15 protein-coding genes are annotated in these 15,968 nt (G+C 30.9%); 8 read left to right on the top strand and 7 right to left on the bottom strand.

The window, feature by feature from the left end; all coding sequences use genetic code 11:
* Positions 1–3: 3 nt before the first annotated feature.
* Complete coding sequence (gene polA / locus ACN0WB_RS08030; protein WP_417430608.1) at positions 4–2,820, bottom strand: DNA polymerase I; 2,817 nt, start codon at positions 2,818–2,820, stop codon at positions 4–6.
* Positions 2,821–2,986: 166 nt separating this feature from the next.
* On the opposite strand from polA, the gene ACN0WB_RS08025 reads away from it, so the two are divergent.
* Genes ACN0WB_RS08025 through ACN0WB_RS08005 form a run of 5 tightly spaced genes read left to right on the top strand, consistent with a single transcriptional unit; the run spans position 2,987 to position 7,053 of the window.
* Positions 2,987–4,528, top strand: coding sequence for a S10 family peptidase (locus ACN0WB_RS08025; protein WP_417430606.1), 1,542 nt, complete (start codon positions 2,987–2,989; stop codon positions 4,526–4,528).
* An 8-nt stretch (positions 4,529–4,536) separates the two neighbouring features.
* A complete protein-coding gene (locus ACN0WB_RS08020; RefSeq protein WP_417430604.1) occupies positions 4,537–5,376 on the top strand; it encodes an alpha/beta fold hydrolase in 840 nt (279 codons plus the stop codon).
* Positions 5,377–5,392: 16 nt separating this feature from the next.
* Positions 5,393–5,866, top strand: a complete 474-nt coding sequence (locus ACN0WB_RS08015) for an SRPBCC family protein (RefSeq protein ID WP_417430602.1) — start codon at positions 5,393–5,395, stop codon at positions 5,864–5,866.
* A gap of 28 nt (positions 5,867–5,894) precedes the next feature.
* Positions 5,895–6,683, top strand: coding sequence for a HipA family kinase (locus ACN0WB_RS08010; protein ID WP_417430600.1), 789 nt, complete (start codon positions 5,895–5,897; stop codon positions 6,681–6,683).
* Positions 6,670–7,053 carry a DUF3037 domain-containing protein gene (locus ACN0WB_RS08005; RefSeq protein WP_417430598.1) on the top strand — a complete coding sequence of 128 codons (384 nt, stop codon included), beginning with the start codon at positions 6,670–6,672 and terminating at the stop codon, positions 7,051–7,053. The genes ACN0WB_RS08010 and ACN0WB_RS08005 overlap by 14 nt, the downstream gene beginning before the upstream one ends.
* A gap of 44 nt (positions 7,054–7,097) precedes the next feature.
* On the opposite strand, the gene ACN0WB_RS08000 is transcribed toward ACN0WB_RS08005, so the two are convergent.
* From ACN0WB_RS08000 to ACN0WB_RS07990, 3 genes are all read right to left on the bottom strand, one after another.
* Positions 7,098–7,262: a phosphatidate cytidylyltransferase gene (locus ACN0WB_RS08000; protein WP_417430596.1), complete on the bottom strand. Its 165-nt coding sequence runs from the start codon at positions 7,260–7,262 to the stop codon at positions 7,098–7,100.
* A gap of 86 nt (positions 7,263–7,348) precedes the next feature.
* Positions 7,349–7,678 carry a ferredoxin gene (locus ACN0WB_RS07995; protein ID WP_417430594.1) on the bottom strand — a complete coding sequence of 110 codons (330 nt, stop codon included), beginning with the start codon at positions 7,676–7,678 and terminating at the stop codon, positions 7,349–7,351.
* A gap of 175 nt (positions 7,679–7,853) precedes the next feature.
* Positions 7,854–8,906, bottom strand: coding sequence for an NAD(P)/FAD-dependent oxidoreductase (locus ACN0WB_RS07990; RefSeq protein ID WP_417430592.1), 1,053 nt, complete (start codon positions 8,904–8,906; stop codon positions 7,854–7,856).
* Between the two features lie 158 nt (positions 8,907–9,064).
* Between ACN0WB_RS07990 and ACN0WB_RS07985 the strand changes: the two genes are divergently transcribed.
* Together ACN0WB_RS07985 and ACN0WB_RS07980 are read left to right on the top strand one after the other, a co-directional pair.
* Positions 9,065–9,835 carry a DUF3108 domain-containing protein gene (locus ACN0WB_RS07985; RefSeq protein ID WP_417430590.1) on the top strand — a complete coding sequence of 257 codons (771 nt, stop codon included), beginning with the start codon at positions 9,065–9,067 and terminating at the stop codon, positions 9,833–9,835.
* Between the two features lie 96 nt (positions 9,836–9,931).
* Positions 9,932–12,346: a DUF5916 domain-containing protein gene (locus ACN0WB_RS07980; protein ID WP_417430588.1), complete on the top strand. Its 2,415-nt coding sequence runs from the start codon at positions 9,932–9,934 to the stop codon at positions 12,344–12,346.
* Between the two features lie 25 nt (positions 12,347–12,371).
* Here ACN0WB_RS07980 and ACN0WB_RS07975 read toward each other — a convergent pair whose 3' ends face one another.
* Positions 12,372–12,620 carry a hypothetical protein gene (locus ACN0WB_RS07975; RefSeq protein WP_417430586.1) on the bottom strand — a complete coding sequence of 83 codons (249 nt, stop codon included), beginning with the start codon at positions 12,618–12,620 and terminating at the stop codon, positions 12,372–12,374.
* A 65-nt stretch (positions 12,621–12,685) separates the two neighbouring features.
* Positions 12,686–13,708 (bottom strand): 3-oxoacyl-ACP synthase III family protein, encoded by a 1,023-nt coding sequence (locus tag ACN0WB_RS07970; protein ID WP_417430585.1) that lies wholly within the window; start codon positions 13,706–13,708, stop codon positions 12,686–12,688.
* Between the two features lie 195 nt (positions 13,709–13,903).
* Here ACN0WB_RS07970 and ACN0WB_RS07965 point away from each other — a divergent pair, with 195 nt between their 5' ends.
* The gene (locus ACN0WB_RS07965; RefSeq protein WP_417430583.1) at positions 13,904–14,803 is read left to right on the top strand and encodes a CorA family divalent cation transporter; all 900 of its coding nucleotides are present in this window, start codon (positions 13,904–13,906) and stop codon (positions 14,801–14,803) included.
* 108 nt (positions 14,804–14,911) lie between these two features.
* On the opposite strand, the gene ACN0WB_RS07960 is transcribed toward ACN0WB_RS07965, so the two are convergent.
* Entirely contained in the window at positions 14,912–15,943 is a 1,032-nt protein-coding gene (locus ACN0WB_RS07960; protein WP_417430581.1) for an NAD(P)/FAD-dependent oxidoreductase, read from the bottom strand.
* Between the last annotated feature and the right edge of the window lie 25 nt (positions 15,944–15,968).

Raw genomic sequence — 15,968 nt, 5'->3', positions numbered from 1 at the left:
ATTCTAATGCGCTTCTAACCAATTATTTCCTACACCAACTTCCACCAAAAGCGGAACTTCAGTTTTCACAGCGTGTTCCATTTTCTGTTTTATGATTTCCTTTGCAATTTCAACCTCATTATCAGGAGATTCAAAAATCAACTCATCGTGAACTTGCAAAAGCATTTTGGTTTTTAAATCTTTTTCTGTAAATTTTTTGTCAATATTTATCATTGCAATTTTAATAATATCTGCTGCACTTCCTTGAATTGGTGCATTTACCGCGTTTCTTTCCGCGTGACCTTTTACCACAAAATTCCCAGAATTAATGTCTTTTAAATGGCGTCTTCTTCCTAAAAGTGTTTCAACAAATCCATTTTCCCGCGCTTTTTCAACTTGCTCTTTCATGTATTCTTTCAAGCGTGGATAAGTTTCAAAATACGCTTCTATCATCGCTTTGCTTTCACTTCTGGAAAGTCCAGTTTGTTCACTAAGACCAAATGCAGAAACACCATAAATAATTCCAAAATTCACCGTTTTTGCCTGTGAACGCTGCAATTTCGTCACTTCATCTAAAGGAATATTAAATAATTTTGCGGCCGTAGAAGCGTGAATATCTTCATTATTTTGAAAGGCTTTCATCATTTCCATTTCTTTAGAAATCTCGGCGATTAAACGCAATTCAATTTGAGAATAATCAGCTGAAATAATTTTTTTTCCATTTGCTGAAACAAAAGCGCCCCGAATTTGTTGTCCGCGCAAAGTTCGGATTGGAATATTCTGCAAATTTGGATTTATACTTGATAATCTTCCGGTTGCAGCCACCGTTTGCGCAAATGTTGTGTGAACACGATTGTCCTTTTTATCAATTTGCAAAGGCAAAGCGTCTACATAAGTTGATTTTAATTTTTGATAAGTTCTGTAGTCTAAAATATGTTTTATGATTTCATTATCGTGGGATAATTTCTGTAAAATATCTTCGCCAGTTGCGTATTGTCCAGTTTTTGTCTTTTTCGCTTTCGGATCAAGTTTCATTTTATCAAACAAAACTTCGCCTAATTGTTTTGGCGAATTCATATTAAATTCTTCACCAGAAAGACTAAAAATTTCCTTCTCCAGATTTTTTAAATCGTTTTCTAATTCTTTACTTTCTTTTGCGAGCCAATCTTCATCTAGTGAAACGCCTTCTAATTCCATTTTAGCCAAAACCTTAAGCAAAGGGATTTCAATTTCATAAAAGATATTTTCAAGTTTTTCTTTCTTTAATTGTGGTTCAAATAACTGGTACAACTGAAATGTAATATCTGCATTTTCCGCAGAAAAATCTGTCTGAGTTTTTAAATCAAGATCTCTAAAATTGCTTTTACTTTTTCCTTTTCCAACCAAAGATTCTAAAGTGACAGGTTTGTAATCCAGAAACATTTCTGCCAAATAATCCATACCGTGGCGACCGTCGGGATTTAATAAATAATGCGCGATCATGGTATCAAAAAAGTTTCCTTTTAAATTAAAACCATAACTTTTTAGAACTTTAAAGTCAAATTTTAAATCGTGCGAGATTTTTAAAACATCCTCTTTCTCAAAAAACGGTCGGAAAATCTCTAGAGTTTTAACCGCTTCTTCCCTGTTTTCAGAAATCGGAATATAATAAGCCAATCCATTTTTGTAGGAAAAACTGAGCGCAATTAATTCTGCAATCATGGCGTCTTCGGAAGTAGTTATGGCTTCAAAAGCAACGGCTTTTTGTTTCAATAAATTTTGAACCAAGAAATATTGCGCTTTAGGCCCGGAAATTAATTGATATAAATTATCCTTTTCTTCAAGTGTGGTCTTGGTGGAAGTTGCATCGTTTAATTCTTCAAAATTTGCGAATAAATCTAATTGTCCCGTAAAAGGTTGCGTGGATTTTTCAGTCTTATCTGCAGATTTTAGCGTCTCAGATTCTGGTGTTTCTCTAAAAGCGCGGTACAGATTTTCATACAAACGCCGAAATTCTATTTCTTCAAAAACAATTTTTGCTTTTTCGAAATCAGGTTCATCCAAAGTATAATCTTCATATTTAAAATCAATTGGCGCATCACAAAGAATTGTTGCCAATTTTTTAGATAAAATCCCACGTTCTGCAGAATTCTCTAATTTTTCTTTTAATTTTCCTTTAATTTCGTGCGTATTTTTAAGCAAATTTTCAATGCTTCCGTATTCTTTAATAAATTTCTTAGCCGTTTTTTCACCTACCCCTTCCAAACCGGGAATATTATCCACGGAATCTCCCATCATGGCGAGAAAATCAATAACTTGTTTTGGATCATCAATTTCAAATTTTGCTTTCACTTCTTCCACGCCTAAAATTTCAATTTCACTGCCTTTCATGCTTGGCTTGTAAATCTTGATATTTTCAGTCACCAATTGTGCAAAATCTTTATCTGGAGTAACCATAAAAATTTCGTAACCCATTTTTTCTGCTTTGAAAGCAATCGTTCCAATTAAATCATCCGCTTCATAACCTGCAAGACCTAAACGTGGAATATGCATGGCTTCCAAAATTTTATGAATATAAGGAATTGCTATTTTTATTGCTTCAGGAGTTTCACTTCTATTCGCTTTGTATTCTGCAAAATCTGCAGTTCTGACGGTAGCTTCGCCGACATCAAAAACAACGGCTAAATGTCCAGGTTTTTCACGACGAATTAACTCAATTAAAGAATTGGTAAAACCAAAAATAGCGGAAGTGTCCATTCCTTTACTTGTTAAACGCGGACTACGGATTAAGGCGTAATAACCACGAAAAATCATTGCATAAGCATCAATTAAATAAAGTCTTTTATCGGTAGAATCTGTCATAAAGCAAAGATAAAGATTTTAGGTTAAGGTTGAAATTAGGTTTTACAATTATATTTAAATATTAAATAAAAATTTAAAAAAGATTAATTTTAAATATAAATTATTTTAACTTTACTTAATTAACTAATATTCAATTTAATAATTCTAAAAAACTATTTAATTTATCATGAAAAAACAATTATTCACATGTATTACGTGTTCTTTATTTTTATTTAATGGGCTAATTAATGCGCAGAAAAAACCTGACATAAAAGTTGATAGTTTGCTTTTGAAGCCTCAAAAATCTCAAACAAAAGGTTCGGTAACAGTTGAAGGGAAATTAATTAATTACGATGCAATTGCCGGAACTTTAATTTTAAAGGACAACAAAGATTCACCAACTTGTAGCATTTTTTATACTGCTTATTTTAAATCGGGGCAAGCCGACGAAAGCAAAAGACCCCTTACTTTTATATATAACGGTGGACCTGGAAGTGCGACGCTTTGGCTTCACATTGGTGCATTTGGTCCCCTAAGAGTCGTAGTTAATGATACGGAACGAGTGATGCCTCCATATAAAACTATTAACAATGATTACAGTTTATTGGATGCAAGTGATTTGGTATTTATCGATGCGCCTGGAACTGGTGCAAGTCAACTTATTACAAAAGAAAAAGGCGGATCAGGAATAGAGAAAGATTTTTATGGAATAGACGAAGATGGAAAAGCGTTTACTGAATTTATAACAAAATTTTTATCAACTTATAACCGTTGGAATTCTCCAAAATATTTATTTGGTGAAAGTTACGGTACATTTCGTTCGGCTATTGTAGCAAATAATTTAGAACAGCAAGGTGTAGATTTAAATGGTGTGATATTACTTTCTCAACTGTTGAGTTATAATAATATGTCGGATGCGGCTGAACTTGATCCTGGAAGTGAGTTGCGATATGAACTCGCCTTACCTTCTGCTGCTGCAACTGCGTGGTATCATAAAAAATTACCTAATCAAAATATTACTTTAGAAGCTTTGGTAAAAGAAGTGGAAGAATTTAGTTTAAATGAATATGCAGTTGCATTAAATAAAGGTTCCTTGCTAAAAGGAGCAGAATACGATAACATTGTAACCAAACTTCACAATTATACAGGTTTGCCAGAAGCGTACATTAGAAAAGCAAATTTGCGCATCACAGGTCCGGAATTTGAAAAAACTTTATTAGCAGATGAAGGAAAAGTTACAGGAAGACTTGACACGAGATTTTCTGGTTACGCAATGGATCCATTGGGGAAGGAACCACAATATGATCCACACGGGGCGACTTTTGAAGGTGCTTTTATAGCGACTTTCAATAATTATTTGCGCACTAATTTAAAATACGGAAAAGATATCGAATATCACGCTTTTGGAGATGTTGGACAATGGGACTTTAGACATCGTGTTCCAGGCTCAGGTGGAAAAATGTATGGAAATGTAATGCCAGATTTAGCGCAAGCGATGATATTTAATCCAAAATTAAAAGTCCAACTCAATATGAGTTATTATGATTTAGGAACACCTTATTTCGAAGGAATTTATGAGATGCACCATTTGCCGATGCCCGCAGAATTACAAAATAATATTTCATATAATATTTACAAATCCGGACACATGGTTTATCTAAATATTCCTGTATTAAAAGAACTTCATGATAATGTGGCAAAATTTATTGTAGGTACTTATTCAAATTAAATAAAATAATGAGAAATTTTTTAATAATTTTCAGCCTATTTTTTTATGGACTGAATTTACAAGCGCAAAAGCCAACTGAAATTAATTATGGTGATAATCCAAAAGCTGGGAATTACTTTAATAATCGTGGTTTTAAAATGTATTATGAAGTTTATGGGAGCGGAGAACCACTTTTAATTATTCATGGAAATGGAGGAAGTATTAAAGATTTCTCTAATCAGATTCCTTATTTTTCTAAAAATTATAAAGTCATTCTTGCAGATAGTCGCGCTCAAGGAAAATCCTTAGATCCAAACGATTCTTTAAGTTATGAAATGATGACCGACGATTTTAACGGACTTTTAGAGCATTTAAATATAAAATCTTGCTACGTTATTGGTTGGAGTGATGGTGGAATTAATGGCTTATTATTGGCAATTCGGCATCCAGATAAAGTGAAAAAACTCGCTGTAACAGGGGCGAATCTTACACCTGATGAATCGGCGGTAGATCCCTTTATTTATAAATGGGCAAAATCACTAAATGATTCTATAAATAAATTACCAATTACACCAGAAATAAAAAAAGACAGAAAATTACTTCATTTATTATCTTACGAACCGCATATTTCAAAAGAAGATTTACAGAAAATTCAATGTCCTGTTTTGGTAATTGGCGGTGATCACGATGTTATCAGAACAGAACATACGATGCTAATTGCAAACTCAATTCCAAAATCTTATTTGTGGATTTTACCAAATAGTGGCCATTCTACACCAATTGTTTACAAAGATTTATTTAATGAAACTGTAAATGATTTTTTTGTAAAACCTTACAGAAAAATTGAAGGTTTGGATAGATTGAGATAATATTTAAAAATTAAATTTGGCTAAAATTCATTTATCCACAGAAATAAATTCTACTATCCAGATTTGCTTTGACTTATCTCGAAGTATAGATTTGCATAAAATTTCTACTGTAAAAACCAATGAAAATGCCATTGCAGGAAAAATTTCGGGTTTAATTGGTTTTGATGAATGGGTCACTTGGGAAGCAAATCATTTGGGTTTCAGACAACGACTAACTTCAAAAATAGTTGAATTTGACAGGCCAAATTATTTTGTTGACGAGCAAATTAGAGGCATTTTTAAAAATTTCAGACATCAACATATTTTTAAGCAAGAAGATGGATTTGTAGTAATGGAAGATATTTTAAATTTTTCTTCACCGTTTGGAATCGTCGGAAGACTATTTGACAAAATATTTCTAAAATCTTATTTAACTAAATTTTTAAAAGAAAGAAATTTCGTAGTTAAAAAGTTCGCCGAAAGTGATGATTGGAAAAAGGTTTTAGAATAAAAAACTAAAATCGTATTTTTGACACCAGATGATTTCCACAGATTTAAATTTACGAACAGTAACCGTTACCCGCTACATTGTACCTTTACGCGAAGGCGGTTCTTTGCCCGCTTTAGCTGAAGCAGATGACAATTTTAAATATGTTTTAAAATTTCGTGGTTCTGGACATGGTACAAAAATGTTGATTTCAGAATTAATTGGCGGTGAACTGGCAAGATTTCTAGGTTTAAAAATGCCCGAATTGGTTTTTGCTGAATTGGATGAAAATTTTGGAAGAACAGAAGCTGACGAAGAAATTCAGGATTTACTAAAAGGAAGTACAGGTTTAAATTTAGCAATGCATTTTCTTTCTGGAGCGATTAATTTTGATCCGAATGTGATGGAAGTTGATACTGAAACCGCTTCGAAAATAGTTTGGCTCGATGCTTATTTAACCAATATCGATCGAACTTTCCGAAATACCAATATGCTCATTTGGAACCGTGAACTTTGGCTAATTGATTTTGGTGCTTCATTATATTTTCACCATTCGTGGGACGGTTGGAAAGAAAAAGCGAAAACACCATTTCCTTTAATTAAAGACCACGTTCTTTTAGAAAAAGCAACAGAATTACGAAAAATTGATATAGAATTTAAATCTAAAATCACTCCTGAAATTTTAGGTTCTATTGTAAACTTAATTCCAGATGAATGGTTGCAATGGCGTGATACAGAACTTTCACCAGATGAAATAAGAAAGGTTTACATCGAATTTTTAAAAATTAGGTTAGAAAATTCAGAAATTTTTGTAAAAACGGCGGAAGATGCAAGAATTTAAACTTTACGAATATGCTGTAATTCGCGTTCTACCAAAAGTGGAGCGGGAAGAATTCTTGAATGTGGGATTAATTCTATTTAGTAAAAAAGAAAATTATATAAAAACACGTTATTTTTTGAATAAAGAAAAGTTAAAACATTTCTTTTCTCAGGAAGTATTGGAAGATTTAGAATGTCATTTAAAATCTTTTATAAATATTGCAAATGGCGAAAAATCTAGTGGAAATATTTCTCAATTGGAAATTCCAGAAAGATTTCGCTGGCTAAACGCTGTAAGAAGTTCTTGCATCCAAACTTCTAGACCGCACGCTGGTTTAAGTAAAGATTTAGATAAAACTTTTGAAAGATTATTTGAAGAATTGGTGAACTAAAGAAAATGAAAAAAGCACCATTTTAAAATGATGCTTTTTTTATATTATTTTTTTGCTTTTCCAAATAGCCATAAAATAAGTCCGATAACAGCGACTACGACAATAATTCCCCACCACATTCCAGCTTTAAAAATATCTCCTATAACTTCACAACTTTGTAAACTGATTAAAGCAATTGCAACTAAACTCAATAATGTAAACTTTTTCATAGCTAAAATTTTATTTGATTAATTATCACGAATTAAACAAAAAACTTGCCATTAAAAATTTATAATGAAAAAAAAGTATGAAAATTTTATGGATATGGCGCTAAAATAACTTCTAAACCATCTAATTGTGAGGTGATAGGAATTTGACAACCCAATCTACTATTTTCTTGGACATGATAAGCTTCACCCAGCATTGCGTCTTCATCCGCTTCCATTTCTTTCAAAGGAAAATTGTGTTGTACATAAACTTGACAAGAAGCGCACATCGCCATTCCACCACAAACTCCAATTGTTCCATCTTCAGCAATTTCATAAGAGCGAATGACTTCCATTAAATTCATAGACATATCTGTAGGAACTACAACTTCATGTAAATTACCGTTTCTGTCTGTAATTTTTATATTAATGTCTTGCATATTAAGTTTTAGGGTTAGTTTTAAGGATTTAGATTTGATTTTAAAATAATTCTTTTAATTTAAAATTGTGCTTTTAATTTAAAATTGTGCTTTTAATTTAATACAGAATTTAATTATAAGATTTTAGATTAATGAACTTGAACCTAAATCCTAAAAACTAATCCCTAGGAAAAATTTAATCTATTTTCTTAACCACTGCTTTCTCCGCTTCTTTTCTTGTTCCATCAAAACCATCTACTCCACTTACAGTTGTATATTTTAAAACGTATTTTTTACCAGGATTTAATCTGTTATAAACACTTTGACACATCATAGTTGCTTCGTGAAAACCACACAAAATTAATTTTAATTTCCCTGGATAAGTATTGACATCGCCAATTGCATAAATTCCGTCAATATTAGTTTGGTAATCTAAAGCATTATTTACTTTAATGGCATTTTTTTCAATTTCTAAACCCCAATTTGCAATAGCTCCTAATTTTGGAGTTAAACCAAATAAAGGAATAAAAAAATCAGTTTCTAAATCTATAATTTCATCATTAGATTTAATGGAAATTCCTGTAATATGAGAATCTCCTTTTAGAGCAACAACTTCTGCCGGTGTAATTAAATTAATTTTACCCAAATCTTTTAAAGCTTGAACTTTTTCTACAGAATCTAAAGCACCTCGGAATTCATTTCTACGATGTATTAAAGTAACATCACTCGCAACATCAGATAAAAAAATCGCCCAATCTAAAGCAGAATCTCCTCCACCAGCAATTACAATTTTTTTATTTCTAAAATGTTCTGGTTCTTTTACAAAATATTCTACACCATTTTCTTCAAACTTTTCGATATTTTCTAAAACCGGTTTTCTTGGTTCAAAAGTTCCTAAACCTCCTGCAATTGCAACAGCTTTTGCGTGATGAACGGTTCCTTTATTTGTAGTCACTTCAAAAGTGCCGTCATCCAATTTATTTATAGTTTCTGCAGTTTCTCCCAAAGTAAAACCTGGTTGAAATTGTTTAATTTGTTCCATTAAATTATCTACTAATTCTCCTGCATTCACTGTTGGATAACCTGGAATATCAAAGATTGGTTTTTTTGGATACAGTTCAGTTAGTTGTCCGCCGGGTTGTGGAAGTGCGTCAATAAGATGGCATTTCATTTTAAGTAAACCTGCTTCAAAAACAGAAAAAAGTCCAGTTGGTCCAGCTCCGATAATCAGTAAATCTGTAGTAATCATTTATAAGAAAATTAATCTAAAAAAATATGCAGCAAATTTACTAATTTTTAAAAGAAGATATTGTGTGACAAATATCAGCCGAAGTTTAATTTTTTATAACATTATGACAGAACTAAATGATTGTTTAAATTTGGCAAAATATTTGTAAACCAAATGGTATGAAAAAAAAATTTAGTCTTTTATTAGTGTTGCTTTTTGGCATCAGTTTCGCACAAATGGATAATATTACTTCCGGCGAAACACTTTCCTACAGAATTCATTATGGTTTCCTAAATGCTGGAACCGCCACATTAACTGCTTTAAAAACAAATTACCAAAATGTTCCTCATTTTTATGTAAAAGGGGAAGGAAAAACAACAGGTGCAGTTCGGGCATTTTTTAAAGTAGAAGATTTATATGAAAGTTTTATAAATATCAAAACAGGTTTACCAAGTTATTATGTTAGAAATGTTCGAGAAGGCAGTTATACACAACATTACCAAACAGTTTTTAACCACGATAACCAAACAGTAATTTTAACCGATAAAAAAAACCCTGCCAATGGATCTAAAATTATTAAAACCACAAATGGCGTGCAAGATATGCTTTCTGCGTTTTACTATTTACGAAGTTTAGATTCTTTACAATTAAAACCAGGAGCGGTAATTAAAATTAATATTTGGATAAGCGATGAACTTTTTCCTTTTCAATTAAAAGTATTAGGAACTGAAAATTTAAAAACAAAATTTGGAACTATTAATTGTTTAAAAATTATTCCTTCCGTTTTAAGTGGGCGTGTTTTTAAAGATAATGAAAGTGTTACAATGTGGGTTACAAATGACAGAAACCATTTACCGGTTTCTATAAAAGCGGAACTTGCAGTCGGCGCATTGAAAGCAGATATTGATAGTTTTAAAAATGTAAAATATCCATTAAATTTTAAAAAATAATTCTAAATATTTCTTATTTAAAAAACAGATTTTCTCTGTTTTTTTTATTTGATGTAACAATATGTATTCTCTGGTTGTCTTATTACAAAACAAACTATGAAATCAAGATACATCATAATCCTTCTTTTATTTAATACTTTCATTTTTGCACAAAAAAATTCTGAAGACAGTATATTTAGAAAAGAAATTACAGCAATAAAAGTGACTTCTGCTCCCAAAATAGATGGAGTTTTAGATGAGGATGTTTGGAAAAATATTCCTGTAGCCAAGAATTTTGTACAATTTCAACCAGAAAATGGTAAAGCAGAATCTCCAGAATTTAGAACAGAAGTGAAAATTTTATACGATGATACGGGAATTTATTTTGGTGCTACAATGTACGACCCAGAACCAGGAAAAATTGCGAATGAATTAGTTGAACGCGATGAACTTGGAAATGATGATTTTTTTGATGTTTTAATTAATGGTTACAACGACAAACAACAAAGTTTAGAATTTATAGTTTTACCAAATGGTGGACAAATAGATGCAAAACTTACAAATGATAATGAGGATTCAAATTGGAGTTCCGTTTGGTATAGCGCTGCAAAAATTAATGAAAATGGATGGACCGTTGAAATGAAAATTCCATATTCTGAACTCCGATTTCCAAAAAAAGATGTTCAAAAATGGGGCATCAATTTTATTAGATTTACGCTCAGAAATAAAATAAAATCCACATGGAATTTTGTAGATAATAAAAAAAATTCATTGTTACTTTTTGATGGAGTTTTAAATGGAATCAAAAATATAAAACCGCCTGTAAGATTGTCTTTTCTACCGTATTTTTCTACTTATTTAAATAATTACGATCATAAAACTACAGCAAATATCAATGGCGGAATGGATGTAAAATACGGCATTAATGATGCTTTTACTTTAGACACTACTCTAATTCCAGATTTTGGACAAACTGCATTTGATGATAATATTTTAAATCTTGGACCTTTTGAACAGCAATTTCAAGAAAAACGCGCTTTTTTTACAGAAGGAACAGAACTTTTCAGCAAAGGAAATCTATTTTATTCTCGCCGAGTTGGAGATTATCCGTCTAGAGATCCCAATTTAAATCAAGATGAATCTCTTGTTGGAAATATACAAAAAGTAAAATTATTAAATGCGACAAAAATTTCTGGTAGAACTAACAAAGGTTTAGGCATTGGCTTTTTTAATGCTATTACTGAAAAAACAGATGTGGATATAATTAATAATGTAACGGGAAATATTCGAACAGAAACTTTAGAACCGCTTGCAAATTATAATGTTTTGGTTTTAGATCAAAGATTTAATGGGAATTCTTCGGTGTCATTAATTAACACAAATGTAATAAGAGAAGGTGATTTTCGCGATGCAAATGCAACAGCTCTTTTGGTAAATCTAACGGATAAACAAAATAAATACAATGTTTATGGAAACTTAAAAGGCAGTTGTGTAAAAGATAATAGCAAAATATTTGGAACCGATATTTCTGCAGGAATGGGTAAAATTTTTGGTAAAAGTAGATACTCATTAGATTTTGAAGCCATTTCTAAAAATTATAATATTGATGATTTAGGATACACAGGACCAACCAATTATTATAGTTTTCACGGATATTACGGTTATCATATATTGCAACCAAGCAAAAATTTTAACAACATCAATTGGAATAATAATATAAACTACGGAAGAAGATTAGAGACTGATCTTTTTCAAGTTTTAGATTATCAAAGTAATCTCAATTTACAAGATAAAAAATTTAGAAATTATACTTTGGGAATTCATATTTATCCTATTGGTGAAAATGATTTGTATGAGCCTAGAACTTTTGGAAAATATTTATTTATTCCCGCGAGTGTAAATCCTTATATTTATTTTAATTCTGATAATCGCAAAAAATTAACTTACAATCTTGCCGCAGATTATTATATGTACAACCAAACCGGAAGAAATAGAATGTACAATGAATTGGGTTTTAGTTACCGATTTTCCGATCATTTTACTTTAGGATATAGTGGAAGATCTGATATTAGTAATCAAGAGCAAGGTTTTGCAGGAAATCAAAATTCTAATATTTATATTGGAACCAGAAATAGAACTACATTAATAAATAGTTTATCTTCAAAATACACCATCAATAATAAAATGTCGCTCAATTTCAGTTTGCGCCATTATTACACTGAAGTGAATTATAAAAGTTTTGGTATTTTGCAAAATGATGGTCGTGTTTCTAAGGTTAATAATTACACCACAAATAACCAAACTTATAATTCTTGGAACATAGATTTGCGTTATTCTTGGTATTTTGCACCAGGAAGTCAACTTACATTATTATATCAAAATGCAGTTCAAAATTATTTAAATTACTCTAAAATCAATTTTAAAAATAATTTCGAGAATTTATTTAATGAACCGATGAACAATACTTTGAGTTTGAAAGTGACTTATTACATAGATTATAATGCGGTGAAACATCTTGTAAGTAAAAGTTAGTGACGTTTTAAAGTTGTAAAGAAATTTAAACAATTTCTACAATCTTTCCGACGCATAATTTTTCAAAACTTAGATTATTTTTCAAACTGAAAATAAATAAATCTGCTCTTTTCTTATTTTCTGTTTGTAAAGATTTTGGATTTGTAATATTTTCAATATCAAAAATATTTAATTTTGAGTTGACTTTTAATTCTAAATGTTCTTTCAAATTTAATAATCGCCCGAGAATAAAACCATTCTCATATTTAAATTCAATTTTAAAAGTGATTTTCATTGAAAATGATTTTTGTAAAATAATTTATAAAAAGAAACAGATTGCAATGTTTTAGTTTCCTATAATTAATATTCAAGCAAAATACTTCCCCAAGTAAAACCGCTTCCAAAAGCCGACAAACAAACCAAATCGCCACGTTTTATTTTTCCTTTCTCAATTGCTTCACTTAAAGCCAAAGGAATCGAAGCTGCAGTTGTATTACCATATTTTTGGATATTATTAAATACTTTTTCTTCTGGAAGATTTAATTTTTTCTGAATAAATTGTGCAATTCTCAAATTCGCTTGATGCGGAATAAACATATCTAAATCTTCTAAAGTTTTTCCGGCAGAATTTAAAACTTCCATAATAGTTTCGGGGAAACGCGTAACGGCATGTTTGAAAACAAAATTACCATTCATTGTTGGATAAATTTCATCGGCAGAAACTGCGTTAGGTTCAGTCAAAACTCTGTCGCTCCAACCAAATTTAGAACCTGGAAATTTATTACACAATTCTTCGGCATATTTTCCTTCAGAATGAAGATTGGTTGCTAAAATTCCTTGTTTATTTTCATCATTTGAAGCCGTTAAAATCACTGCTCCTGCTCCATCGCCAAAAATTACAGAAACGCTTCTTCCGGCATCAGAAAAATCCAAACCAAAAGAATGTATTTCTGCACCAACAACCAAAATATTTTTATATTCTCCAGATTTTATATAAGCATTTGCAACGCTCATTGCGTAAACAAAACCGGAACATTGGTTTCTAACATCAAGCGCTCCAATTGTTTCACAACCCAACATTTCCTGAATTAAAACGCCGCAACCAGGGAAAAAATAATCTGGACTTAATGTGGCAAAAACAATAAAATCTAAATCTTTTGCCGTTAAATTTGAATTCTTCAATGCATTTTCTGCTGCTTTAAAACCTAAAAAAGCCGTCGTTTCTTCGGAATCATTTCTGTTTTTGCGGTAGTGTCTTTCTTTTATTCCGGTACGTTCTGTAATCCATTCGTCATTGGTTGTCATTAATTTTGACAAATCATCATTGGTTACAATATTTTCCGGAACGTAATGCCCGACTCCGGCAATTATACTTTTGAACATTTTTTTATTTTTAGTAAATTTAAGAAAATAGAATTAATTATGATATAATTTCTAAAGTGCTAATAATTGCAGCCCGACCTGAGTGGAGCTCTTTTTGTGAGGAGGAACGACGAACAAAAAAGCGGGAACGGAGGGCGGAATTGTCTGCCAAAAAAAATATAATATGAAGCCAAATTTTTATATTAAATTTGTGAAATGGCGATAGAAATTTTCCTTAAAAATGAGCATTGTGAATGGTTGGACGTGATTGCACCAACTGCAGAGGATTTGAAATTTATTCACGAGCGGTATTCTATAAATCATTTGCTTTTAGAAGACACAATTGACGCCAATCATTTACCAAAATTTGAAAAAGTAGATGATGTTTTGTTTTTTCTGATGCGAGAAAACACGGAACTTGAACGCAAAAATTTGAACAGTATAAGCGATGTGAGTACAAAATTGGGAATTTTTATTTTTGATAAAACAATCATTAGTATTCACAGAATGAATAATAAAAGCGTGCAAGAAACGCGCTTGGAAGTCAATAAAAAAGCTGAAACCATTACGAAAGAAGATATTGCATTAATTTTAGCGCTGAAAGTGATGAAATCTTATGATGACGAAGCCAGTCATTTGATGGATTCTTTGGAACATTTGGAAGATGAAATTTTCTTGAAAAACACGAGTAATACAAACCAAATCCGGCGTCTTTATCGTTTAAAAAGACGAACTGGTTTGAATATGAGAATTTTAAATATGTCTTCTGACTGGATTGATAAATTTAAAATATTAGATTTAGAAGATTCTGAAACCGTAGATTTAAAAGATAAATACAAAGATGTAATTGCAGATTTTGATCATTTAAATGCGCAAGTCACTACTTTAATTTCAATGTTTTTAGCACTTTCGGATCAAAAGGCGAATCAAGTGATGAAACTTTTGGCTATATTTTCTGTCTATTTTTTACCAATCACTTTTATTGCCGGAGTTTACGGGATGAATTTTGAGATTATGCCGGAACTTCATCTGCAACACGGATATTATTACGTTTTGGGATTAATGCTTTTAATTGAAATTGTGATTTTTCTTTATATGCGGAAGAAGAAATGGTAAAGGTGTGAAGTTGTAAAGTTGTTGAGTCGTGAAGAATTCACAAAATTTATATTTATTTAAAGTTGCCTTTACGCATTTGCGACTTTACATCTTTACAACTTCACATCATTAAAAAAATCGTTTCAAATCTACTTCCTCCATCAAAGGTTTTCCGTTTTCAATAAAATTGAATAAATCTTTGGCAAAATAATTTCCGTTTAAAATTCCGCGTGCGCCAAGTCCGTTTAAAATATATAAATTTTCATACAATTCATGTCGTCCTAAAATTGGTCTTCTATCTTCAACTGTTGCTCGAAAAGCAAAATTAATATCCGAAACTTCATATTCATTTTTATAAAAATCTTCTAAAGAATTTTTTAAATCTTCAACAGAATCTTGGTTGATTTCATCTTCTAAATGATCACGATCGTGAGTTCCGCCATAATAGAAATTGTTTTCTGACATTGGAAAAAAGAAATATTTTTTCTTAAAGGTTTTATTACCAATATTTTCAGATAATTTTAAATTAAATTGGTGTCCTTTATTCGGAATTAAAGGAATATTTTTAAAAAACGGATTATTTCTAACCGCCATTCCTTCAGCAAAAACAATATGCTTAAATTTAAAATTTTGATAAATATTTTCTTTTCTATTTAACTCATCGTAATTAAAAAATTCAGAAATTAAAGAATCTATTTTATATAAATAAGAAAATAAATCATTAAAAAAATCAACAACATTTAAACGCCCAGATTGCAAAACATAACCTGTTCCGAAAGGATTTTTGACTTCTTCAAATCTTTCAAACTCTTGACTTAAAAAAGGTTTTAAATCTTCTCTTTTGCTTTTTTTCGACCAAACTTCACGTTCCATTTCATCATGTAAAATGCGATGAATTGGTTCATTTACCCAATAATTCTTCTTAGTATAATTTTCAATTTCATTTAAAGTTTCATGGAGTGCATTTATTTGTTCTTGAGCCAGCCAAAAACGTGTAAATCTTTTTAAAACTAAGGGATTGATGATTCCTGCAGAAATATGCGACGCGCTTTTTTTTCCACCAGAAAATAGAACAAATGATTTTTTATTTTTGATTAATTGGTGTGCAAAAAACAAAGCTGCATAACCGTCTCCAACTATTATATATTCTACATTTTTCATTTTCAAAATCTACTAATAAATATCT

This window comes from Halpernia sp. (assembly GCF_048269545.1).
GTDB lineage: Bacteria > Bacteroidota > Bacteroidia > Flavobacteriales > Weeksellaceae > Halpernia.
The sequence above is the reverse complement of the archived record's forward strand: the minus strand, read 5'-3'. Positions and strand labels throughout refer to the sequence as shown.

Excerpts from the sequence above, each read along its gene's own strand:
- ACN0WB_RS08010 (WP_417430600.1), top strand. The coding sequence starts at position 5,895 with ATGATTTCCACAGATTTAAATTTACGAACAGTAACCGTTACCCGCTAC.
- ACN0WB_RS07990 (WP_417430592.1), bottom strand. The coding sequence starts at position 8,906 with ATGATTACTACAGATTTACTGATTATCGGAGCTGGACCAACTGGACTT.
- ACN0WB_RS07970 (WP_417430585.1), bottom strand. The coding sequence starts at position 13,708 with ATGTTCAAAAGTATAATTGCCGGAGTCGGGCATTACGTTCCGGAAAAT.
- ACN0WB_RS07995 (WP_417430594.1), bottom strand. The coding sequence starts at position 7,678 with ATGCAAGACATTAATATAAAAATTACAGACAGAAACGGTAATTTACAT.
- ACN0WB_RS07980 (WP_417430588.1), top strand. The coding sequence starts at position 9,932 with ATGAAATCAAGATACATCATAATCCTTCTTTTATTTAATACTTTCATT.
- ACN0WB_RS08000 (WP_417430596.1), bottom strand. The coding sequence starts at position 7,262 with ATGAAAAAGTTTACATTATTGAGTTTAGTTGCAATTGCTTTAATCAGT.
- ACN0WB_RS07960 (WP_417430581.1), bottom strand. The coding sequence starts at position 15,943 with ATGAAAAATGTAGAATATATAATAGTTGGAGACGGTTATGCAGCTTTG.
- ACN0WB_RS07975 (WP_417430586.1), bottom strand. The coding sequence starts at position 12,620 with ATGAAAATCACTTTTAAAATTGAATTTAAATATGAGAATGGTTTTATT.
- ACN0WB_RS07965 (WP_417430583.1), top strand. The coding sequence starts at position 13,904 with ATGGCGATAGAAATTTTCCTTAAAAATGAGCATTGTGAATGGTTGGAC.
- ACN0WB_RS08005 (WP_417430598.1), top strand. The coding sequence starts at position 6,670 with ATGCAAGAATTTAAACTTTACGAATATGCTGTAATTCGCGTTCTACCA.
- ACN0WB_RS08020 (WP_417430604.1), top strand. The coding sequence starts at position 4,537 with ATGAGAAATTTTTTAATAATTTTCAGCCTATTTTTTTATGGACTGAAT.
- ACN0WB_RS08025 (WP_417430606.1), top strand. The coding sequence starts at position 2,987 with ATGAAAAAACAATTATTCACATGTATTACGTGTTCTTTATTTTTATTT.
- polA (WP_417430608.1), bottom strand. The coding sequence starts at position 2,820 with ATGACAGATTCTACCGATAAAAGACTTTATTTAATTGATGCTTATGCA.
- ACN0WB_RS07985 (WP_417430590.1), top strand. The coding sequence starts at position 9,065 with ATGAAAAAAAAATTTAGTCTTTTATTAGTGTTGCTTTTTGGCATCAGT.